Below are 18703 nucleotides of genomic sequence, written 5' to 3' on the forward strand. Positions count from 1 at the left end.
GCGGGTGGCCCATCCATCGACACCCCGGTGACCGGGGGCTCCGTCCCAGCGGCCCCAGGTGAGGGGATGCTGGTGCGGTCGTTCGCGGGGTCTGCAACGACCGGCCACCCGCGGGCATTCCAACCCGGCCTGGCCACCATCCCAACCCCAGAGGGGCGGGGGTGCCGGGCCGTGGGGCTGCGATCGTCAGGGGGCTGCAACGACCGCGGCCTCGCGGGCATTCCAATCCGGGCCTGGCTGCCATCCCAACCCTGCGGGGCGGGGTGCCGGGCCGGTGGTGCTGCGATCGTCAGGGTGTGTAACGACCCCCGGCCCGCCACGATTCCACCCCGTGGGTGCACCCGGTCACAGGCCAGAGTCACCCGATACGGGACATTCGACGCGGGGATGGGCTCGTCCTCGCGCGCCCAACTCGACCGGCTGGGGGTTGATCGACTCGGTATCACCGATACCGGGCCATCCGGCCGACCGGGGCACCGCGACATCGCCGAAATCGCCGACGTCCTCGAAATCGCCGACAACGCCGCATCGCTGACATCGAGTCGATCACCGCGAACGAGGATGAAAGCGAACCCCGGGGCGAGGTGGTCAACGAGCGGTATACCTCAGAGGCATAGTTATGCCTCACAGGTATACCGCTCACAACACCGACCGCCGAAGGAGGTGGCCGGACCGCGCCCACCGCAGGGACCGAAACGGACCGGCGACCAGCGACCAGCGACCAGCGACCAGCGACCAGCGAGTCTCGCGAGCGCAGGATCAAAGCGCTTGGCGCGTCAGGTGCCCAGGTAGCGCGGCACGGCGAGGATCCGGCGGCTGTAGCCGGCGACATGCGCGAGGTCGAGCTTGTCGAAGATGGCGTTGACGTGCTTCTCCACCGCACTCTGCGACACGTGCAGCCGCTGGGCGATGGCGGCGTTCGTGTGCCCCTGGGCCATCTCGTGCAGCACGTCCCGTTCGCGCGGGGTCAGCCGACCGAACGGGTCCGGCCGGTCGGAGCCGGCGACCACCTGACGGACCACTTCCGGATCGAGCGCGGTGCCGCCGGCGGCCACCCGGTCCAGTGCGTCGAGGAAGTCGTCGACCTGGGCCACCCGGTCCTTGAGCAGGTAGCCGACCCCTTCGGGACGGTCCGCGAGCAGCCGGCCGGCGTACCGTCGCTCCACGTACTGGGAGAGCACCAGGATCCCCGTGGTGGGCCAGCGCCGGCGGATCTCCAGGGCGGCGCGCAGCCCGTCGTCGGTGTGCGTGGGCGGCATCCGGACGTCGGTGACGACCACGTCGGGACGGGAACGCCCGACCGCCTCCACCAGTTCGTCGGCGGTGCCGACCGCCGCGAGCACCTCGTGGTCCTCCTCGGCGAGCAACCGTGCCAGGCCCTCCCGGAGCAGCGTCGAGTCTTCGGCGAGGACTAGCCGCACGGCAGCTCCGCCAACACGGTGGTCGGGCCGCCGGCCGGGCTGGTCACCCGGAGGTGGCCGTCCAGTGCGGCGACCCGTCGGGCCAGCCCCGACAGGCCTCGCCCGGTGGGGTCCGCGCCACCGACGCCGTCGTCGTGCACGCGCATGCGGACCCACTCCTCCCGTACCCCGATCTCTACGGTGACCAGGGTAGCGGCGGCGTGTTTGGCGGCGTTGGTGAGTGCTTCGCAGGCCACGAAGTACAGCACCGTCTCGATCTGCCGCTCGGGGCGGACCGGCAGCTCGCAGCGGATCCGCACCGGCACCTCGGAGCGGTGGGCGACCATGGCGAGCACCTCACCGAGGTCGCTGCTGTCCAGCGCGGACAGGTAGACCCGCCACGCCACCTCGCGCAGTTCCTCGACGGCCCGCTGCACGTCCTCATGTGCCTGGGCGAGCAGGGCGGTGGTGCGGTCGGCGTCGCGGGCGCGCCGGGCCCGGCCGAGCAGCATGCCGAGGGCGACCAGCCGCTGCTGGAGGCCGTCGTGCAGGTCGCGTTCGATGCGCTGCCGTTCGGCGTCGACCGCGGCGATGACCCCGGCCCGGCTGGTGGTCAGCTCGCGGACCCGCTCCGTCAGCTCCGCCCGACTCCCCGGGCCGAGCAGCCGCCGGGCCAGCCGGACGTCGAGCGCGGCGACGCTGACGAGGGCCTGGACGTTGAGCAACAGCAGCAGCGCCCCGACGGCGACCTGGGCCAGCGCGTCGAGGAGGGTCAGCTCGCCGCGTACCGCCGCGCGCAGCACGATCCCGGCCAGCACCACGCCGACGCCCAGCAGGGCGTACGCCAACAGGCCGAGCGCGCCGGGCAGCAGCCGGGCCGCCAGGTAGCCGACCTGCCGCCGGGTCGACGCGGCGTTCGGCGCGGGCAGCTCAGCCGCGGCGAGCAGCCCGGTCAACCGGCGGCGTTCCACGCGCACGAGCTGTACGGCGTACCGTCTCGTCAGGTCAGCGACCCGCCGGGCGGTCGGCGGCGCGAGCGCGGACCCGGCGAGCGCGACCGCCGCGACGGCCAGGAAGACCAGCTCGACGGCGGCGGTCGCGGTCCCGGCGCCGACGCCGACCGGTAGCCGGTGTCCGTCCCACCGCCGGCCGGTCCGAGGCTCCCTCACCACCATCTGACGTCCCTCCGCCCCGAGCCCGCCGGCCTAGCGCTCGTCCGAGGCCCATGAGCCGCCACGGTAGAGGGTGCCGCGACCGGCCGGATCGGGGACGCCGCGTTGGTCGAGGCCATCGAGGCCGGCGGGCTCGGGGTTGCGCGCGGCGCGGCGGGCCCGCAACACGCGGGACCCGACGAACCAGGCGACGGCCGCCACGCAGGCCACGATCACCACGTTCTGGAGTACCCCGACGTACCCCTCGACGAGGTGCCAGTTGTCGCCGAGCAGGTAACCGGCGAGCACGAACGTGGTGTTCCAGATCAGGCTGCCCAGCGTGGTGTAGAGCAGGAAGGTGCTGACCGGCATCCGCTCCACCCCCGCCGGGATGGAGATCAGGCTTCGGAAGATCGGAATCATCCGGCCGAAGAAGACCGCCTTCACGCCGTGCCGAAGGAACCACGCCTCGGTCCGGTCCACGTCGCTGAGCTTCACCAGCGGCAGCCGGGCCACGATGGCACGCATCCGGTCCCGGCCGAGCGACGCGCCGATCAGGTAGAGCGCCAGCGCGCCCAGCACCGAACCCAGCGTGGTCCAGAAGATCGCACCGATCAGGCTGATCCGGCCCTGCGCGGCGACGAACCCGGCCAGCGGCAGGATCACCTCGCTGGGGATCGGCGGGAACAGGTTCTCCAGTGCCACCGCCAGGCCGGCGCCCGGCCCACCGAGTCGTTCCACCAGTTCACTGACGTAGCCGACCATTCCATCCTGAGGCGGTTCGGCCGCGGCGGTGGGGGTTCCGGTGACGAGCAAGGCGTGGGACGTTCGAATCATGCCCCCACGCTACGAAGTGATCCTGAGAGTCGACCATGAGGTGGACCGCCCGGCCGCGCGGGTCGACCACAGCGGCGAGACTGCGGAAAACCGCACCCCGCTGCGGCTCGCGGTGGCGCAGCCGCCGTGCGTACCCCAGGACGTCGCGGCGAACGCGCGGGCGCACGCCGCCGCGGTCCGCGCGGCGCGCGCCCGGGTCGTGCTCTTTCCGGAGCTGTCGCTGACGGGGTACGAGTTGGACGCCCCGGTCGTGCCGGTCGACGACCCCCGGTTGGGGCCACTGGTCGAGGCGTGCGCCGAGACGGGCGCGGTGGCCCTGGCCGGCGCGCCGGTCGCCGGTGACCACATCGCGATGCTGGCCGTGACCGGCGCCGGCGCGACCGTGGCGTACCGGAAGATGTGGCTGGGCGACGCGGAGGCCCGCCGGTTCCTGCCGGGCGACGCGCCGGCCGTGCTCGATGTGGACGGGTGGCGGTTGGGCCTGGCGATCTGCAAGGACACCGGCGTCGTCGCGCACGCGGCCCGGACCGCGGCGCTCGGGATCGACGTCTACGCGGCGGCCGTGCTGGAGTCGGCGAGCGACGCCGCCGTGCCCGGCCGGCGTGCCCACCGCATCGCCATCGCGCACCGGGTCTGGGTGGCGGTGGCGAGCTTCGCCGGTTCGACCGGCGGCGGCTACACCGAGGCGGCCGGCGGTTCCGCCGTCTGGACGCCGGAGGGTGAGGTGTACGCCCAGGCGGGTACGGAGCCGGGAGAGCTGGTCTCCACCACCGTCGCTACGGCTCGCGAGGTCGGAGACCACGCAGTGCCGTGTCGACCACCTGGTCGGCGTACTCGGGATTCAGCGGACCGGAGCGCTGGAGCCACCGGTTGAGGACCGGGCCGAACAGCATGTCGACGGCCACGTCGAGGTCGATGTCCCCGGCCAACTGCCCCGCGCGTTGGGCGGCGCGCAGACGGTCCTTCTTCAGCTCCCGCATCGGCTCGTCCAGCCGCTTCGCGTAGTCGGAAGCCAGGGCGGGATCGTGGACGATCTCGGTGTGCAGCGCGCGCATGGGCTGGTCGTAGCGCGGATCGTTCAGCTCGACGACGGTGGCCCGCAGGACCAGCTTCAGGTCGGCTGCCAGGTCGCCCGTGTCCGGCAGGGCACCGGTCTGGCCGTCCTCCCCTTCGGTGGTGAGGGCGAGGAAGGCGTCGAACAGCAGCGCGCCCTTCGACGGCCACCAGCGGTAGATCGTCTGTTTCCCGACGCCGGCGGCGGCGGCGATGCCCTCGATGCTGAGCTTGGCGTATCCCACCTCGCCGACGAGGTCGAAGGCGGCGGCGAGGATGGCTCGCCGCGCGGTCTGGCTGCGGCGGCTCGAGTCGGGGGCAACCTGCTTGGGCACGTGGCCAATCTAGCAAAGAAGAGACGAGACGGTCCGTCTTGACAGGGGGGCCCAAGCGGGTAGGGTCAGGCAGCAACGAGACGGGACGGTTCGTCTCGTACGGCGGAAGGAACCTCATGGATACCTCAGGCACTGCCGCATCCCGGGTCTGGTTCATCACCGGGGCGAGCCGTGGCCTCGGCCGCGCCTTCACCGCGGCCGCGCTCGCCGCCGGTGACCGGGTTGTCGGCGCCGCCCGCGATGTCTCGCCGCTCGACGACCTCGCCGCCCGCTACCCCGGCCGCCTGCTGACGCTTCGCCTCGATGTCACGGACCGCTCGGCGGTTTTCGACGTTGTCGGCCAGGCGGTCCAGCACTTCGGCCGGCTCGACATCGTCGTGAACAACGCCGGGGCGCTCTTCGCCGGCATGGTCGAGGAGTTCACCGAAGCCGAGGCCGGGGCTCAACTGGACCTCAACTTCTTCGGCGCGCTCTGGGTGAGCCAGGCCGCCCTGCGGACGATGCGGGCCCAGGGCCGCGGACACATCGTGCAGATCTCCAGCATCGGTGCGCTCGGCGGTTTCCTCAGTACCGGCCTCTACAGCGCGAGCAAGTTCGCGCTGGAGGGCATGAGCGAGGCACTCGCCGCCGAGGCCGCCGGGTTCGGCGTCAAGGTCACCATCGTCCAGCCGGGCGGCTACTGGACGGACCTCTACACCAGCAGCACGGCGACCACCCCGAACCCCGCCTACGACTCGCTGCGCGCCGAGCTGGAGAAGCAGTGGGCTGACGGGTCGATCGACAGCGAACCACGGCTGGCCGCCGAGGCGCTGATGACGCTGGTCGCCAGCGACGACCCGCCGCTACGGCTACTGCTGGGCAGCATGGTGTACGACCTCGCCTTCGACATCTCCCAGCGACGCATGGAAACCTGGGCCGGCTGGGAAGAGGTGAGCCGTGGAGCGGAGAAGGCCGTCCCGCCCCCGGGCGCCGAGCTGACCTGACCGCTGCCCGACGAACAGCGGGACGGATCGCTTTGGTCGGGGGCATGTCGTACGGCTCGGGCAGAATCGGCCGCATGGGCCCACTCCCCGCTCGACTGTCCGTCGTGACCCTGGCCGCGCGCAACATCCGAGTGCTGCGCTCGTTCTACCGATCGTTTGGCTGGCCCGAGCTGCCGTCCAGTGACGACAGCTGGTCCGCCTTCCTCCTGGGTGGCGTCCTGTTCGCGCTCTATCCGCTGCCGGACCTGGCGGCCGAGGCGGCGCCCGGCCTGGCCGATCCGACCGGCGGCTGGTCCGGCGTCACCCTGGCCTGCAACGTCGACAGCCGCGCGGACGTCGACACTGCCTTCGCCGCGGCCGTCGCGGCCGGCGCGACGCTGGTGGCTGCGCCGACCGACCGGTCCTGGGGTGGGCGCTCGGCCTACATCGCCGACCCCGAGGGCAACCGCTGGGAGATCGCCTGGGCGGGCACGGCCCGCTTCGACGAGCGCGGCGCCCTCATCGCCTTCGGCTGAGTCCTGTCCCGACGGTCACCCGGCGTCCAGCACCTCGCGCAGCCTCGCCGCGAACTCCTCGGGCTTGCCCGCGTAACCGAACTCGCCACCGAGGAAGCCGCCGTGGTGGCTCGGGAACACCACGGCCTCCTGGCCGAGCAGGGCCGCGGTCGCCAGGGCCGTACGGGCGGTGTACGTCCCCGCCGACTCCTCACCGACGGCGATCACGATCCGGGTCGGTGCGGCGGTGAGCAGGTCCGCGTCGGGGCGGTAGTCGGTGACCGCCCACGAGTTCTTCGACAGCAGCGGGTCGTCGCGGGTGCCGTCGTCGTCGGTCGACATGCCGAACATCGCCGGGTCAGGGGCGGGCTGGGCGAAGTAGGCGTCCGTGAACTCACCCTGCCAGGACGTCATCGCGATGAACGCGGCCATGCCCGCGCCGGTGCCCTTCGCCTGGTACGCGTCGTAGAAGGCCGCCCGGGCGCGCTCGGCGGCCGTGGCGTCGGGGAGCACCGCGTTGATCGGCGGCTCGTGCGCCACCAGCGTGACGACGTCGCCGGGGTGGGTCGCGACCAGTTCGAGTGCGGTCACCGCACCGCCGCTGCTGGCGAGCACGTCGACCGGGCCGGCGTCGAGCGCATCGATCAGCAGGTGCAGGTCGGCTGCCTGCTGCTGCGGCGTGTGGTCGGACCGGCCGTCCTTGCGGGTGCTGCGGCCCAGGCCGCGCGGGTCGTAGGTGACGACCGTCCGGTCGCTGAAGTGTGCGGCGAGCGCGTTGAAGCCCTCCGCCGTCATCGGCTGGCCGATCATGAGCAGCGCGGGGCGCCCGCCGGACGGAGGTAGCGGGCCGCGGACGTCGTAGACCAGGTCGACGCCGGGTACGGCGAGGGTGTGTGTCTGCGTTGTCATGCCGGTGAGACTACGGCCGTCGGCACCGGATCGGGGCGCTCTGTGTGCGGGTCGCAGCCGGTTGTAGGCCACCGGCGCGTCAGCCGGTGTCGCCGAAGCGACGGAGCGTCCAGCGGGCCGGCGGCCAGCGGGAGGCGTCGTCCCCGGTGGTCCATTCGGTGATCGAGGCCGGGGCCACGTCCAGGTCGAACGCCCGGTGGAGCGGCTGGGCGGCGAGCGCGTGGAACGCGCTTTCGACGGTCTCGGTGTGCCCGACCAGGATCACGGTCGTGCCTCGGTGCCGGTGTGCGATTTCCATGATCGCGCGGCTGACACGGGCCACCAGCTCGGCCCAGCTCTCGTTGCCCGTCTGGAAGGGCCGGAACAGGCCCCCACCCTCCGCCGCGTGGTCGGCGTGGAAGCGGATCGTCGGCATCCCGTCGGCGTACGGCGGCGTGTGCCAGGTGCACAGCCCGCAGTCCGCGGTCGGGCGGACGCCGAACGCGTCGGCGATCGGCTGCGCGGTCTCGACGGCACGGCGCAGCACCGACGAGTACACCGCCGCCGGTCGGTCGGCGGCGCAGTCGCTGGCGAGCCGCCTGGCCAGTGTGCGTGCCTGGTCCCGGCCGAGCTCGGTCAGACCCCGGCAACCATGCGGGCCGCCCACGATCCCCATGACCTGGTGGACCGACTCGCCATGACGTACGAAGATGAGCCGCGTCCGCATCGGACCATCATGCCAGCGGCGCTGATAGATGTGTCAGTCGTCGGAGCGGCCGGCGGAGAGAACCCAGGCCTGGGTGAGCAGGGCGTCGAGTTGGGCGCCCGTCGGCGCCGGCAGTCGTTCCCGGTCCACCAGCTCGGCGATCCGTTCCCGTAGGTCGGCGACGTGCCTGGCGCGGTCCTTGGACCGCCGGTTCAGGTCGGCCAGGTCGTCGCGCAGGTCCTCGGCGGTCTTCCGGTCGATGTCGCCACGGGCCTGCGCCTGGGCGAGCACCGCCGCGAACTCGGCGCTGACCTCCCGCATGCTGATCGGCATCTGCTGGCCGACGGTCGAGGGCACCGCGCTGGTGGCGGACGGCGACGGCGAGGACGGTGTCGTCGGCGTCGGCGTCGAGTCGCCGGGTGCGGTCGTCGGTGCGGTGCTCGCCGGTGGGTTGACGCCCTGCGCCGAGCCGGGCGAGTCGGGCGAGCCGAGGCCCTGGGCGAGCAGCGCGCCGACGCCGATCAGCGCGGCGAGGCCGGCCGCGGTCAGCACGGCGAGGGGCCGCCGTGACCCGCGCTGGCGCGGCGCGGCACCGGTCCGCGCGGGTTGGGGGCGGGCCGCCGAGCGATCGATCAGGGTGGGCGGGTGGGCCGAGTGGGCAGCCGGCAGGATGCGCAGCAGCTCGGTGGGCGGCTCGACCGGCTGGCCGGCGCCGAACCGGATGGCCAGTTGCGCGGCGGTGGGTCGGCGGGCCGGGTCGGCAGCCAGGCAGGCGACGGTCAGCTCGGCGATGTCGGCCGGCAGGCCGGGCACCCGCAACGGCGGCACCGGGGTGCCCCGCCGGTGCACCTCCAGCGCGTCCTCCCAGCTCTGCACGGGCAGCGGCGCCTGACCGGTGAGGGTGCGGTAGAGCAGCGCGCCGAGGGCGTACACGTCGCTGGCCGGGTCGGGTGGGCCGGCGGTCAGCCGCTCCGGGGCGAAGTAGGCCGGTGTGCCCATCAGCGGCTCGCCCGCCTGGCCGCCGAGCGTGTGCTGCGGGCCACCGAGCGCGGCGATGCCGAAGTCGAGCACCTTGGCGCCGGTGTCGGTGAGCATGACGTTGCCCGGCTTGACGTCGCGGTGCACCACGCCGATCCGGTGCGCAGCGGCCAGCGCGGCGGCGATCTGCCCGGCCACCCGCACCGCCTCCGGCCAGGGCAGTGGCCCGGTCCGCAGCCGGTCGGCCAGGTTGTGCCCCTCGACCAGCTCCATCACCAGGTACGGCACCACGGCGCCGCCGGCCAGCGTCGCCTCGGCGTAGTCGTACACCTGGGTCACGTGCGGGTGGGTGAGCCGGGCCGCCGCGCGGGCCTCGCGCTGGATGGTGGCCCGCAGCTGCGGATCGGTGGCGAGCTGCCCGGCGAGCACCTTGACGGCGACCGGCCGGCCGAGCACCTCGTCGTCGGCCCGCCACACCTCGGACATGCCACCGAGACCGATCCGCTCGTGCAGTACGTAGCGGTCGTGGAGACGGAGAGTGGGCATGAAGGGCGACATGGCCTCACCAGTCTGCCTGGCCGCACTCCCCTCGACCACCCGCGCCGCCCGGTCCCGACCAATTCCTCCCGTACGTGCCGAAATAGCCTATTGGTCGGCTAATAGCAGGTGGTGGCGGTGGGCAGCGGTCGCGGCTGGATCCGGTCGGCGAGCCGGCGCAGGGCGATGGCGGTGGCCCGCCGGGTTGGTGCGAGCAGCGCCGGGCGGGCTCGCTCGACCTGGACCGGCGCGTTCGGTCGGGCCGAGTTGACGTGGCGGTTCATCGCGTCGAGGGCGGTGAGGTATCCGGTGGGGTGTTCCATGGTCAACTCCTCGGGACAGGTCCGGTGGAAGTCCGGACGACGAGTGCGGTGGGCAGCAGCACATGACCGGCCGCGGCGTCCGCGGGCGGGTCGAGCAGTAGTTGGGCGGCGATCCGGCCCTTCTCCTCGGCCGGTTGCCGGACGGTGGTGAGGCCGGCCGCGGCGGCCTCGGGAACGTCGTCGAAGCCGGTCACCGAGACCGGCGGACGGTCGCCAGCCGGTCGCCCGGCCAGCGCGTCCAGGACGCCGAGGGCGAGCACGTCGGAGCAGGCCAGCACGGCGGTCGGCGGCGCCGGCCGGTCGAACAGCCCGGCGACGGCCGCCGCCCCGGCCTGGCGACTGTTGCCCGGGGCGTTGACCAGGGTCAGCTCGGCCCAGTCGACGCCGACCTCGGCGAACGCGTCGGCGAACCCGGCGAGCCGGCCGTGGGTGGTCGGGTGCGGCGCCTGGTCGACCCCGGAGAGGGTGAGCGGGCCGGCCGGCGCGTCGGGCAGCACGGAGTCGGCGAGCAGGGCCACCCGGCGGTGGCCGAGGCCGGCGACGTGCGCGGCGACGCCGCGGGCCGCGGCCCGCTCGTCGATGCCGACGAACCGCTCGTCGGGGCCGGCGTCGTCGCGAGCGGCCGTGCTGACGAACGGCAACCCGCGGGCCCGGATCACATCCAGGGCCCACTCCTCGTCGGCGACGCAGTAGACGCAGAACCCGTCGACCGCGGCGTTCTCCACCGCGCGACGGGCGTCGAGCTCCGCCCGGGCCAGTGGCACCAGCAGCATGCTGGTGCCGTGTCGCTCGGCGGCCTCACCCACCCCGGCGAGAAAGCGGACGGCGAACGGGTCGGTGAAGGCGTACGACAGTTGCGAGGTGAACAGCACCCCGATCGAGCCGACGAACCCGCGGCGCAGGGAGCGGGCGGTGGGGTTGGGGCCCGGGTAGCCGAGCTGCCGTGCGGAGTCCAGGATCCGCTCGCGCAGCGCCGCGGAGAGCTGGTCGGGGCGGCTGTAGGCGTTGGACACCGTGCTGCGGGAGACGCCGACGGCGTCCGCCACGGCTTGCAGGGTTGGCTTCACCGGCACCCCTCTGTATCGATCCAGTCTGTATCGATACAGAGACTAGCCGGACGAGTCGGCGGCGGTCAATACCAAGTGTCGGCCGGACCCGTCCGGTGGCGGGGACGAACCAGAAGAAGCGCACCGACCGGGGCCGGGACGCCCTCAGGCGCTGCCCCGACGGCGGTCAGGCTGGGTAGAGGTCCTCCAGCAGGCGGCCGAGGATCTCCGGGGTGCGCTCCGGCGGCTCGGCCTCGACGCAGAGCCGCTCCATGGCCACCGCGTAATAATCCAGGTCGTCGCGCTTGTCCAGGTAGATGGCGCTGGTGAGCTGTTCGATGTAGACGATGTCGGGCAGCTCCTGGTCGCCGAAGCGCAGGATGGTGAACGCACCACCGGCGGCCGCGTGACCACCGGCGGCGAACGGAATGACCTGGAGGCGGACGTTCGGCGACTTGGTCGCCTCGATGAGCGCGGTGAGCTGACCGCGCATCACGTCGGCACCGCCGATCGGGCGGCGCAGCGCCGCCTCGTCCACCACCGCCCAGAGCTGCGGCGGGCGCTCCCTGTGGAGCAACTGCTGGCGCTGCATCCGCAGGGCGACCCGCCGATCCAGCTCGGCCGGACCGGCCGCGCCGTGCCCGAGCAGCACGACGGCTCGGGCGTACTCACGGGTCTGCAGCAGGCCGGGCACGAACTGCACCTCGTAGGTGCGGATCAGCGCCGCCGCCGCCTCCAGGCCCAGGTAGGACTGGAACCAGGCGGGCAGGACGTCGCCGTAGCGGTGCCACCAACCGGGGCTGTTGGCGTCCCGAGCGAGCTTGAGCAGCGCGTCGCGCTCCTGCTCGTCACTGACGCCGTAGAGCGTGAGCAGGTCCGCCACGTCGCGTTCCTTGAAGCCGACCCGGCCCAGCTCCATCCGACTGATCTTGGATTCGGAGGCCCGGATCTCCCAGCCGGCGCCTTCCCGCGTCACGCCGCTGGACTCCCGCAGCCGGCGCAGTTGGGCACCGAGCAGCATGCGCAGCACGGTCGGCCCGGTTGTCGGGCCGCCCTCGGCGGGAACCTTCGTCACGTGCGGACCTCCGGACACCGACCAGCGTGGTCGGGCGCCCCGGCCCGGCCGACGTGTAAGCATGCCATGGACCGACAGTGAGGTGAACTCCTCCGGACCGGTAGATCAGTCCCGTCCCCGGGATTGTCCACCGAGGGTCGCTCAGTTGATCAGATGGTCGAAGTCGCCGTCACGCGCGCCGAGCACGAAGGCGGCGATCTCATCCACCGTGTAGATCAGCGCCGGCCCCTCCGGATGTCGGGAGTTGCGGAGCGCGATGCCGGCTCCGCCGGGCAGCTCAGCGAGCTCCACGCAGTTGCCGCTGGGGTTGCTGCGGCGACTTTTCTTCCAGCTCAGCGGTGGCAACTGATGGATCGGAACGCCGTTCGGTGGCTGCTGCATGAGGGCGTCTTTCTGCTCACGAGCCCGCCGGTGGCCGTGGGAGGAGCGGTGACGGCGAGGGGTGCGGTATCGACATCGGACGGTGCTGCACGTGCATCTGCTATTGCATCTGCACCGGACGGCGAGCATGATAACGCACAAGATCGGTGCGTATTCGCGCACGTTGAGTTATCTGCATGGGCATCGATGAGGGAAAACCGGGCCCGACGCGGCGCGCGTCGTGCCGGCCGACGGCTGGAGGCGATCGCGGCGATGGGAGGGTCCGTGCCGGATCCGATGAGTGTCGCCTCCGGCATCTGCGCTGCTGGCGCACTGCTCTCCTCGTGGCAACTACGGCGGCGGGCGCTGCGCGCCGAGGCCGAGATCGGGCACCTCCAGGCCGAACTCGCCGCCGAGCGGCACGCCGCCAGCCACGACCCGCTCACCGGGCTACCCAACCGGCGTGCCTTCTACCGCCTCGCGGCCGCCCTGCTCACCGACGCGGCCGGGCAGCCGTTGATCGCCATCGTGCTCGACCTGGACGACTTCAAGCAGATCAACGACCGGTACGGGCACGCGGCCGGCGACCAGGTGCTGATCAGCGTGGCCGAGCGGCTGGCCGGTTTCGCCGGGGACAACCTCGTCGCCCGCCTCGGCGGGGACGAGTTCGCCGGGCTGCTGGCCAGCCCGACCATCGACCGGCGCTGGATCGAGCACGCCACCCGGCGGCTCGCCGAGACCGTCGCCGCCCCGATCCGCCTGAGCGGGGTCAGCGTTCAGGTGACCGCCTCCGTCGGGCTCGCCCCGGTGACCGGCCCGGCCCAGCTCACCGACGCGCTCAGCCGCGCCGACGCGGCCATGTACCAGGCGAAGAGCCTGGGCGGCAACCGGTCGCCCCGCCAGCTCGTGGACAGCGTCCGCCTCGCCGAGTGCTGACCGCTCCGGCGTCCGCGGCCACATCCGTCCGAGCGGGTGCCGCGCTCAACTCGGCCGGCCGAGGTCACGCAGCGCCGCGTCGGCGAGGGTGACCAGGCCGACCGGCGACACCAGTCCGCGCACGATCCGGGCCGCCATCGCGCGGTCGGCCGCGTCCGCATCCGGATCCAACGCCTGGCGGGTCCAGTCGGTGAGGTCGTCGAGCGCACGGACCGCGAGGAACCAGGCCAGGCCGACCGGGTCGATGTCACCCCTTCCGTAGCCGGCGAGGACGGCCGCGCGTTGGTCGGCGGTGACCGGCGCGAAGGCGAGCACCCCGTCGGTGACGAACATCAGGTCGCACTCGGGCGGGGCGAGCACCGCGTCGTCCCAGTCGATCAGCCAGACCTGGCCATCCGGCCCGAGCAGCAGGTTGCCGAGGTGCGGGTCGCCGTGGCAGACCACCACCGGCCGCTCGCGCCGGCCCGCGGCGAGGCGCTCGACCTCCGCAGCCAATGTGGACACCCGGTCGGCCACCGCCGCCCAGACGGCCGCCAGCTCGGCGACCGGCGGACCGGCCGGGTCGGCCCGGCCAGGTTCGCGCAACCGCTGGGCCGTCGCGCGGGTCGCGGCCACGATCCCCGGGTACGCCGCGCCGCCGGGCGGCAGCAGCCGCATCAGCTCGTCGGTCACCGGCACCGCGTGCACCGCGGCCAGCAGTTCGCCGTACCCGCGCCAGTGCGCGTCGGTCATCGGACCGTCGAGCGCCCGTTGGTCGGAGACCCACGGCACCACCGAGAGGCGGTGGCCCCGGTGGTCCCCGCACAGACGCTCGTCGCGGGTGCGCAGCGGCTCGGGGATGCCCGGCACTTTCTGGCTGGCCAGGTGCGCCGTCACGACCAGGCCGGCCGGAGTGCCGCCGCCGCTCAGCTTGACCGCGTACCGGGTGCCGTCGGCGGCGTGCGCCAGCCACAGCCGGGCGCGCTGGTCGGCGCCGTGGGTCACCTCGTCAATGCGGGTCAGGTCGAGGCCGAAGTCCGTACGGACCCACCGGGCCACCCGCCGCGTCGCGTCCTCGATCACCGGCACACCATGCCACCTGCCGGGCGGCCCGGCCCACCCGAAAACCGGCCCGGGTCAGCGCAGGGTGGCGAGGTACCGGTCCAGTGCGGCGTACGACTCAGCGGCGCCCTGAGCCATGCCGGACTCGGCCATGCCGTCGCGCTGCTCGGTGGTGTCGAACCGGGTGGTGCCGGTGACGGTGTTGCGTCCGTCGGTCTCGGTGAAGACCAGCGTCTCCACCGCCACCTGACCGGGCATGCCCTCGTACTCGAAGGTCTGCACGATCCGTTCCGGCACGACGATCTCCCGGAACTCACCGCGGAAGCCGTAGGCGTTGCCGTCCGTGGCGTGTTCGACGAAGCGGTAGCTGCCGCCCTCCCGGAAGTCGATCTCGACGTCCAGCGGGTTGCCCCGCCCCCACCAGTGCTTCAGGTGCTCGGCCTGGGTGTGCGCGGCGTAGACCAGCTCGCGCGGGGCGTCGAAGGAACGGGTGAGGGTGATCTCCCGGTCGGACGGCATGTCGATGGCGAGGTCACGGGGCTTGGTCACGGCTGGCCTCCTTCAGGTCGCGCAGGTAGTCGTCCAATGTGTCGTAGCGGTCGTCCCAGAGCCGGCGGTACTGCTCGACCCATTCGGCCAGCGTGCGCAGCGGGGCCGGGTCGAGCCGGCAGCGACGCCACTGCGCCTCGCGGGTCCGCACGATCAATCCGGCGCGCTCCAGCACGTTGAGGTGCTTCGAGATCGCCTGAACGCTGATCGGAAACGGCTCGGCCAACTCGTTGACCGTCGCCTCGCCGGTCGCCAGCCGGGCCAGGATGGCCCGACGGGTCGGATCGGCGAGGGCGGCGAACACGGCGCTGGTGGGATCTGTCATCAGGTGTCGCTCTCAACCATTTGGCTTGTAAACCGCTAGGTTGAATATACAGCCCAGCGTAGCTGCGTCAACACCCTTCGACGGAAACTCGCGTGCGGTCAGCGCCAGCCGTAGCCCGCGCGCAGTGCCTGCCCGACCCGGTCGAACCGGGGCCGGTCCAGCACGGCGCCCTCGCGGCGGATGCTGTCCTCGCGCATGGTGAGCACCCGGTCCAACCGGACCCAGCTCGGCCGGTTGTCCCGGTCCCAGTCACCGGGCCCGAGGGCGAACCAGTGCCGCTGGCCGTCCCGCTCGCTCTGGCTGGACAACATCAACCCGAACAGCGTCCGGCTGTGCCGTCCGACGACCAGCACCGGACGGTCCTTGCCCTGGCGGGGGTCGTCCTCGTACGGCACCCACGTCCAGACGATCTCCCCGGGGTCGGCCTGGCCGTCCCGCTCCGGGGCGTAGGTCAGCTCGCGCCGCTGCAACGCGCTCACCTGACGACGGCGAGCCACCTGCGCCGGGGCCGGCCCGGGACGTCGCGGTGAGGGGATCACCGCGCCCACCCGAGAGATGCGCGCCGCCACGTTCCTCAACAGACCAGCCACGGCGGGCAGCCTACCGGTCCCCGCGCCGGCCGCCGGAGCGGGCGGCGCTGCGGCAGACTGGTGCCCGGCAGCGGGACGACGCGGAGGTGTTGCCAGTGACCATTGAGGTGCGTACCAGCACTCTCCCCGGGACCGCGACGGCGCTCGGGTCCGCCGGGGCGTACACCCTGGTGGTGGATCGTCCGGCGGACGCCGGCGGCGGCGGGCTCGGGTTCAACGGGGGTCAACTGCTCTACCTCGCGGTCGCCGGCTGCGTCTCGAACGACCTGTTCCGCGAGGCGCGGGCGGCCGGCCTCGACCTGCACCGGGTCGAGGTGACGGTGCGCGGCGACTTCACCGGCGAGCCGGCGGTGTCCGGCGAGGTCCGGTACGACGTCCGGGTCGAGGGCGACGCCCCGCCGGAGGTGCTCCGCGCTCTGGTCGAGCGGGTGGACGCGATCGCCGAGATCCCCAACTCCCTGCGCGGTGGCACCCCGGTACGCCTGGGTCGCACCGAGGTCGCCGGCGCCGGAGTGCGGGGAACCGGTGATTGAGCTGCCGCGCGACCTGCCGATCCTCGAACGGCGTGCCGTGCGGGTGGTGGTCCTCGACGACACCGACCGGGTGTTGCTGTTCCACACCCGCGACCCGGACCACCCCCGGCTGGGCACCTGGTGGGAGCTGCCCGGCGGCGGCATGGACCCCGGGGAGACGTACCGCGACACGGCGGTGCGGGAGCTGCGCGAGGAGACCGGCATCGCGGTCACCGCCGAGCAGGTGGGCACGCCTGCCTGGCGTCGGCGGGCGAGTTTCCGGCACCGGCAGTTGCGCCACGTCCAGGACGAGGTGGTCGTCACGGTACGGCTGGATGGCCCGGGTCCGGACGTGGACGAGACGGACCGACTCGACTACGAGCTGGAGGACTACTTCGGCTTCCGCTGGTGGCCGCTGCCCGAGGTTGTGGCCAGCTCCGCGCGCTTCTACCCGGGACAGCTCCCCCGCCTGATCACGCCCTTCCTGGCCGGCGAGGAGATCGACGAGCCGTTCGAGCTGTTCTCGTGACCGAGGTGCAGGTGGCCGACTCGGCCCCATGCCCCGGCGCGGCGGTTGGGGCAGAGTGGAGGCATGACGAGCGACCTGCACGGCCCGCTGTCCCGGTACGCCGACAACCTGCACGCGGAGATCGGCGCCGAGCACCACGTCGCCTCACCGCTCGGCGCCTGGCTGCTGCTCGCGCTCTGCGCCACGACCACGACCAACCCCGGCCCGGCGAACCGTCCGGCGGCCGACGGGCTGGCGGAGGCCCTGGGCACCGACCTGACCAGCGCGGCCGAGGTCGCCCGCGCGCTGCTGGATGCGCCGCATCCGCTGGTCGCGTCCGCCACCGCGCTCTGGCACCGGCCGGGTCAGGGCGGCGGTGGGTCGGCCGACTGGCGGGCGGCACTGCCCGCGACGACCGAGGTCGGCCCGCTGCCCGACCAGGCCGGGTTGGACGCCTGGGCGCGTGAGCACACCCTCGGCCTGATCGAGAGGTTCCCGCTGCGGGTCGGGCCGGACGTGGTGCTGGCCCTGGCCAGCGCGCTGGCCACCCGGATCTCCTGGGCGGATCCGTTCGAGGTCGCCGACGCCGGCGCGCTCGGCCCGGGCAGTGCTTGGGCGGGCCGGCTGCGCCGGGTGCTGCGCAGCCCGCGCCGCGGTCACCGGGGCGCCATTCTCTCGACCGGGCGGGCCGGTGACGTGATCGTGCACGCCGCGCCCGCTCAGGTGGCCGACGGCGCGGGGCTGGTGGTCCTCTCGGTGGCCGCGGCGCCGCACGTGCCGCCGGCCGATGTGCTGGCCGCCGCGTACCAGCTCAGCGCCGGTGCCGCCGACGGCGCCGAGCCGGCCGGCCGTCGCTCGCTGTTCGAGCTGCCGCTCGGCGACGCTCCGCTGTGGACGCTGCGCGAGGAACGGGTACGGACCCGGGCCCGCGACGGCCGCGAGGAGCGGCACCTGGCGGTGCTCCCCTGCTGGTCGGCGCGGAGCGAACACGACCTGAGCGCGCCGGCACTCGGCTTCCCGGCCGCGTCGGCGGCACTGGCGACGGCGCTGGCCCTGCCGGTGCAGGACTTCGAGGCCCGGCAGGCGGCGATGGCCCGGTTCGGCCGGTACGGTTTCGAGGCGGCGGCGGTCACCGGCATGTTCGAGCTGACCAGCATGCCGCCGGAGGGCGTCGCCCGCACCGCCGAGCTGCGGTTCGGCCACCCGTACGCGGTGGTCGCGGTCGCCACCGACAGGCAGGCCGACGGCGCGACAGGGCCGTGGCACGGAGTGCCGGTCTTCTCCGGGTGGGTCGCCGAGCCGGAGGAACTGCCGGAGGCCGATGTCTGAGCCAGGGCGTTCCCTGCGCCCGTAAGGCCGGGCGCTTCGGGTGCGCCAATAGAGCCGCAGGCCGTACGGGCGATGATCGAGACCCTTGGGCCGCTGGTGGCCCTCGATTTTGGTCCGTCCTCGCCGGCACCCTCGACTGGACCTGCCGGGAGGTACTCGCGGCCGTCGAAGCCCGCGGCGGGCCACTCGCCGGGGCACTGCGGGCCACCGGGCCAGACACGCAGGCCTGAGGCGTCATTCTTCGCGACGGCGAGCGAGAAGTCAGGCCTGCCGCCAAACTCGGAACGTCTGTTGAAGCCGCCACGTGCCATCGGGCTGCTGTGCCTCGTTCCGCCAGCGGAACTCGTCGGTCTCGATGTGGGAGAAGGTCCAGCGCAGATCGTCGCCGTCGAGCACGATCTCCTCGCCGATGCGAGATGCCAGGAAGGTGTGTGTCCGACGCCGGCCCGGTCCCACCCACGTCGAGCGCCAGACACCCGCACCGGCTGCTGGATCGGGAAATCGCACGCTGACGCCATGTTCGACGCCGGGCAGGATCCAGACATCGGTGGTTGCCCACCCGCCCAACGCATACCCGAAGTGCCACTCGCCTCGACGATCAGCCGAGGACCCGTCGGGGTTGTACTCGGTACAGTCCAGCGCCCACGATCCGGCGAACTGTCCAAACAGGCTGAGGTCGGCGCCATCTGCAGGCCCGTCCGCGAGGAAGGCCGCAGCGACGGCAACGGATGGTTTGGTCACCATGCC

23 protein-coding genes are annotated in these 18703 nt (G+C 73.0%); 7 read left to right on the forward strand and 16 right to left on the reverse strand.

Annotated features, from left to right (window positions below; genetic code table 11):
• Nucleotides 1-776 precede the first annotated feature (776 nt).
• Genes ACWD5O_RS18745 through ACWD5O_RS18755 form a run of 3 tightly spaced genes read right to left on the reverse strand, consistent with a single transcriptional unit; the run spans nucleotide 777 to nucleotide 3388 of the window.
• Entirely contained in the window at nucleotides 777-1421 is a 645-nt protein-coding gene (locus tag ACWD5O_RS18745; protein ID WP_450086033.1) for a response regulator, read from the reverse strand.
• Complete coding sequence (locus ACWD5O_RS18750) at nucleotides 1412-2575, reverse strand: sensor histidine kinase (RefSeq protein ID WP_450086034.1); 1164 nt, start codon at nucleotides 2573-2575, stop codon at nucleotides 1412-1414. Before ACWD5O_RS18750 ends, ACWD5O_RS18745 begins: the two co-directional genes overlap by 10 nt.
• 30 nt (nucleotides 2576-2605) lie before the next feature.
• Nucleotides 2606-3388: a DedA family protein gene (locus ACWD5O_RS18755; protein WP_450086035.1), complete on the reverse strand. Its 783-nt coding sequence runs from the start codon at nucleotides 3386-3388 to the stop codon at nucleotides 2606-2608.
• Between ACWD5O_RS18755 and ACWD5O_RS18760 the strand changes: the two genes are divergently transcribed.
• Entirely contained in the window at nucleotides 3387-4262 is an 876-nt protein-coding gene (locus ACWD5O_RS18760) for a carbon-nitrogen hydrolase family protein (RefSeq protein WP_450086036.1), read from the forward strand. The genes ACWD5O_RS18755 and ACWD5O_RS18760 overlap by 2 nt on opposite strands.
• Here the strand turns inward: ACWD5O_RS18760 and ACWD5O_RS18765 are convergent.
• Nucleotides 4165-4776 carry a TetR/AcrR family transcriptional regulator gene (locus tag ACWD5O_RS18765; RefSeq protein ID WP_450086037.1) on the reverse strand — a complete coding sequence of 204 codons (612 nt, stop codon included), beginning with the start codon at nucleotides 4774-4776 and terminating at the stop codon, nucleotides 4165-4167. The two genes, ACWD5O_RS18760 and ACWD5O_RS18765, sit on opposite strands and share 98 nt — an antisense overlap.
• Nucleotides 4777-4892: 116 nt before the next feature.
• On the opposite strand from ACWD5O_RS18765, the gene ACWD5O_RS18770 reads away from it, so the two are divergent.
• Both ACWD5O_RS18770 and ACWD5O_RS18775 read left to right on the forward strand, forming a co-directional pair.
• Nucleotides 4893-5759 carry an SDR family oxidoreductase gene (locus ACWD5O_RS18770; protein WP_450086038.1) on the forward strand — a complete coding sequence of 289 codons (867 nt, stop codon included), beginning with the start codon at nucleotides 4893-4895 and terminating at the stop codon, nucleotides 5757-5759.
• A gap of 74 nt (nucleotides 5760-5833) precedes the next feature.
• On the forward strand, nucleotides 5834-6274 hold the full coding sequence (locus ACWD5O_RS18775) for a VOC family protein (RefSeq protein ID WP_450086039.1): 441 nt from the start codon (nucleotides 5834-5836) through the stop codon (nucleotides 6272-6274).
• 15 nt (nucleotides 6275-6289) lie between these two features.
• On the opposite strand, the gene ACWD5O_RS18780 is transcribed toward ACWD5O_RS18775, so the two are convergent.
• From ACWD5O_RS18780 to ACWD5O_RS18810, 7 genes are all read right to left on the reverse strand, one after another.
• Nucleotides 6290-7162 (reverse strand): alpha/beta fold hydrolase, encoded by an 873-nt coding sequence (locus ACWD5O_RS18780; RefSeq protein ID WP_450086040.1) that lies wholly within the window; start codon nucleotides 7160-7162, stop codon nucleotides 6290-6292.
• 79 nt (nucleotides 7163-7241) lie between these two features.
• Nucleotides 7242-7868: a histidine phosphatase family protein gene (locus ACWD5O_RS18785; protein WP_450086041.1), complete on the reverse strand. Its 627-nt coding sequence runs from the start codon at nucleotides 7866-7868 to the stop codon at nucleotides 7242-7244.
• A gap of 33 nt (nucleotides 7869-7901) precedes the next feature.
• Complete coding sequence (locus ACWD5O_RS18790) at nucleotides 7902-9371, reverse strand: protein kinase domain-containing protein (protein ID WP_450086042.1); 1470 nt, start codon at nucleotides 9369-9371, stop codon at nucleotides 7902-7904.
• A gap of 110 nt (nucleotides 9372-9481) precedes the next feature.
• Nucleotides 9482-9685 carry a hypothetical protein gene (locus tag ACWD5O_RS18795; RefSeq protein ID WP_450086043.1) on the reverse strand — a complete coding sequence of 68 codons (204 nt, stop codon included), beginning with the start codon at nucleotides 9683-9685 and terminating at the stop codon, nucleotides 9482-9484.
• Nucleotides 9686-9687: 2 nt separating this feature from the next.
• The gene (locus ACWD5O_RS18800; RefSeq protein WP_450086044.1) at nucleotides 9688-10752 is read right to left on the reverse strand and encodes a LacI family DNA-binding transcriptional regulator; all 1065 of its coding nucleotides are present in this window, start codon (nucleotides 10750-10752) and stop codon (nucleotides 9688-9690) included.
• Nucleotides 10753-10918: 166 nt separating this feature from the next.
• On the reverse strand, nucleotides 10919-11752 hold the full coding sequence (locus tag ACWD5O_RS18805; protein WP_450086084.1) for a helix-turn-helix domain-containing protein: 834 nt from the start codon (nucleotides 11750-11752) through the stop codon (nucleotides 10919-10921).
• A gap of 195 nt (nucleotides 11753-11947) precedes the next feature.
• Complete coding sequence (locus ACWD5O_RS18810) at nucleotides 11948-12187, reverse strand: DUF397 domain-containing protein (protein ID WP_354966685.1); 240 nt, start codon at nucleotides 12185-12187, stop codon at nucleotides 11948-11950.
• Between the two features lie 264 nt (nucleotides 12188-12451).
• On the opposite strand from ACWD5O_RS18810, the gene ACWD5O_RS18815 reads away from it, so the two are divergent.
• Nucleotides 12452-13102 carry a GGDEF domain-containing protein gene (locus ACWD5O_RS18815; RefSeq protein ID WP_354966756.1) on the forward strand — a complete coding sequence of 217 codons (651 nt, stop codon included), beginning with the start codon at nucleotides 12452-12454 and terminating at the stop codon, nucleotides 13100-13102.
• Nucleotides 13103-13147: 45 nt separating this feature from the next.
• On the opposite strand, the gene ACWD5O_RS18820 is transcribed toward ACWD5O_RS18815, so the two are convergent.
• From ACWD5O_RS18820 to ACWD5O_RS18835, 4 genes are all read right to left on the reverse strand, one after another.
• The gene (locus ACWD5O_RS18820) at nucleotides 13148-14164 is read right to left on the reverse strand and encodes a phosphotransferase enzyme family protein (protein ID WP_450086045.1); all 1017 of its coding nucleotides are present in this window, start codon (nucleotides 14162-14164) and stop codon (nucleotides 13148-13150) included.
• Nucleotides 14165-14218: 54 nt separating this feature from the next.
• Nucleotides 14219-14692 (reverse strand): SRPBCC family protein, encoded by a 474-nt coding sequence (locus ACWD5O_RS18825; protein WP_450086046.1) that lies wholly within the window; start codon nucleotides 14690-14692, stop codon nucleotides 14219-14221.
• Nucleotides 14676-15017, reverse strand: coding sequence for an ArsR/SmtB family transcription factor (locus tag ACWD5O_RS18830; RefSeq protein ID WP_354966688.1), 342 nt, complete (start codon nucleotides 15015-15017; stop codon nucleotides 14676-14678). The genes ACWD5O_RS18825 and ACWD5O_RS18830 overlap by 17 nt, the downstream gene beginning before the upstream one ends.
• Before the next feature lie 98 nt (nucleotides 15018-15115).
• Entirely contained in the window at nucleotides 15116-15607 is a 492-nt protein-coding gene (locus tag ACWD5O_RS18835; RefSeq protein ID WP_354966689.1) for a type II toxin-antitoxin system PemK/MazF family toxin, read from the reverse strand.
• 95 nt (nucleotides 15608-15702) lie between these two features.
• Here ACWD5O_RS18835 and ACWD5O_RS18840 point away from each other — a divergent pair, with 95 nt between their 5' ends.
• From ACWD5O_RS18840 to ACWD5O_RS18850, 3 genes are all read left to right on the forward strand, one after another.
• On the forward strand, nucleotides 15703-16140 hold the full coding sequence (locus ACWD5O_RS18840) for an OsmC family protein (RefSeq protein WP_354966690.1): 438 nt from the start codon (nucleotides 15703-15705) through the stop codon (nucleotides 16138-16140).
• The gene (locus ACWD5O_RS18845) at nucleotides 16133-16648 is read left to right on the forward strand and encodes an NUDIX hydrolase (RefSeq protein WP_450086047.1); all 516 of its coding nucleotides are present in this window, start codon (nucleotides 16133-16135) and stop codon (nucleotides 16646-16648) included. The genes ACWD5O_RS18840 and ACWD5O_RS18845 overlap by 8 nt, the downstream gene beginning before the upstream one ends.
• Nucleotides 16649-16711: 63 nt before the next feature.
• Nucleotides 16712-17956, forward strand: a complete 1245-nt coding sequence (locus ACWD5O_RS18850) for a hypothetical protein (protein ID WP_450086048.1) — start codon at nucleotides 16712-16714, stop codon at nucleotides 17954-17956.
• 261 nt (nucleotides 17957-18217) lie between these two features.
• On the opposite strand, the gene ACWD5O_RS18855 is transcribed toward ACWD5O_RS18850, so the two are convergent.
• On the reverse strand, nucleotides 18218-18700 hold the full coding sequence (locus ACWD5O_RS18855; protein WP_450006503.1) for a hypothetical protein: 483 nt from the start codon (nucleotides 18698-18700) through the stop codon (nucleotides 18218-18220).
• Nucleotides 18701-18703: the final 3 nt, after the last annotated feature.

The sequence above is a fragment of the Micromonospora sp. NPDC005161 genome, assembly GCF_053599855.1.

Excerpts from the sequence above, each read along its gene's own strand:
- ACWD5O_RS18750 (WP_450086034.1), bottom strand. The coding sequence starts at position 2,575 with ATGGTGGTGAGGGAGCCTCGGACCGGCCGGCGGTGGGACGGACACCGG.
- ACWD5O_RS18760 (WP_450086036.1), top strand. The coding sequence starts at position 3,387 with ATGCCCCCACGCTACGAAGTGATCCTGAGAGTCGACCATGAGGTGGAC.
- ACWD5O_RS18755 (WP_450086035.1), bottom strand. The coding sequence starts at position 3,388 with ATGATTCGAACGTCCCACGCCTTGCTCGTCACCGGAACCCCCACCGCC.
- ACWD5O_RS18770 (WP_450086038.1), top strand. The coding sequence starts at position 4,893 with ATGGATACCTCAGGCACTGCCGCATCCCGGGTCTGGTTCATCACCGGG.
- ACWD5O_RS18775 (WP_450086039.1), top strand. The coding sequence starts at position 5,834 with ATGGGCCCACTCCCCGCTCGACTGTCCGTCGTGACCCTGGCCGCGCGC.
- ACWD5O_RS18780 (WP_450086040.1), bottom strand. The coding sequence starts at position 7,162 with ATGACAACGCAGACACACACCCTCGCCGTACCCGGCGTCGACCTGGTC.
- ACWD5O_RS18785 (WP_450086041.1), bottom strand. The coding sequence starts at position 7,868 with ATGCGGACGCGGCTCATCTTCGTACGTCATGGCGAGTCGGTCCACCAG.
- ACWD5O_RS18790 (WP_450086042.1), bottom strand. The coding sequence starts at position 9,371 with ATGCCCACTCTCCGTCTCCACGACCGCTACGTACTGCACGAGCGGATC.
- ACWD5O_RS18795 (WP_450086043.1), bottom strand. The coding sequence starts at position 9,685 with ATGGAACACCCCACCGGATACCTCACCGCCCTCGACGCGATGAACCGC.
- ACWD5O_RS18805 (WP_450086084.1), bottom strand. The coding sequence starts at position 11,752 with ATGCTGCTCGGTGCCCAACTGCGCCGGCTGCGGGAGTCCAGCGGCGTG.
- ACWD5O_RS18810 (WP_354966685.1), bottom strand. The coding sequence starts at position 12,187 with ATGCAGCAGCCACCGAACGGCGTTCCGATCCATCAGTTGCCACCGCTG.
- ACWD5O_RS18830 (WP_354966688.1), bottom strand. The coding sequence starts at position 15,017 with ATGACAGATCCCACCAGCGCCGTGTTCGCCGCCCTCGCCGATCCGACC.
- ACWD5O_RS18850 (WP_450086048.1), top strand. The coding sequence starts at position 16,712 with ATGACGAGCGACCTGCACGGCCCGCTGTCCCGGTACGCCGACAACCTG.
- ACWD5O_RS18855 (WP_450006503.1), bottom strand. The coding sequence starts at position 18,700 with ATGGTGACCAAACCATCCGTTGCCGTCGCTGCGGCCTTCCTCGCGGAC.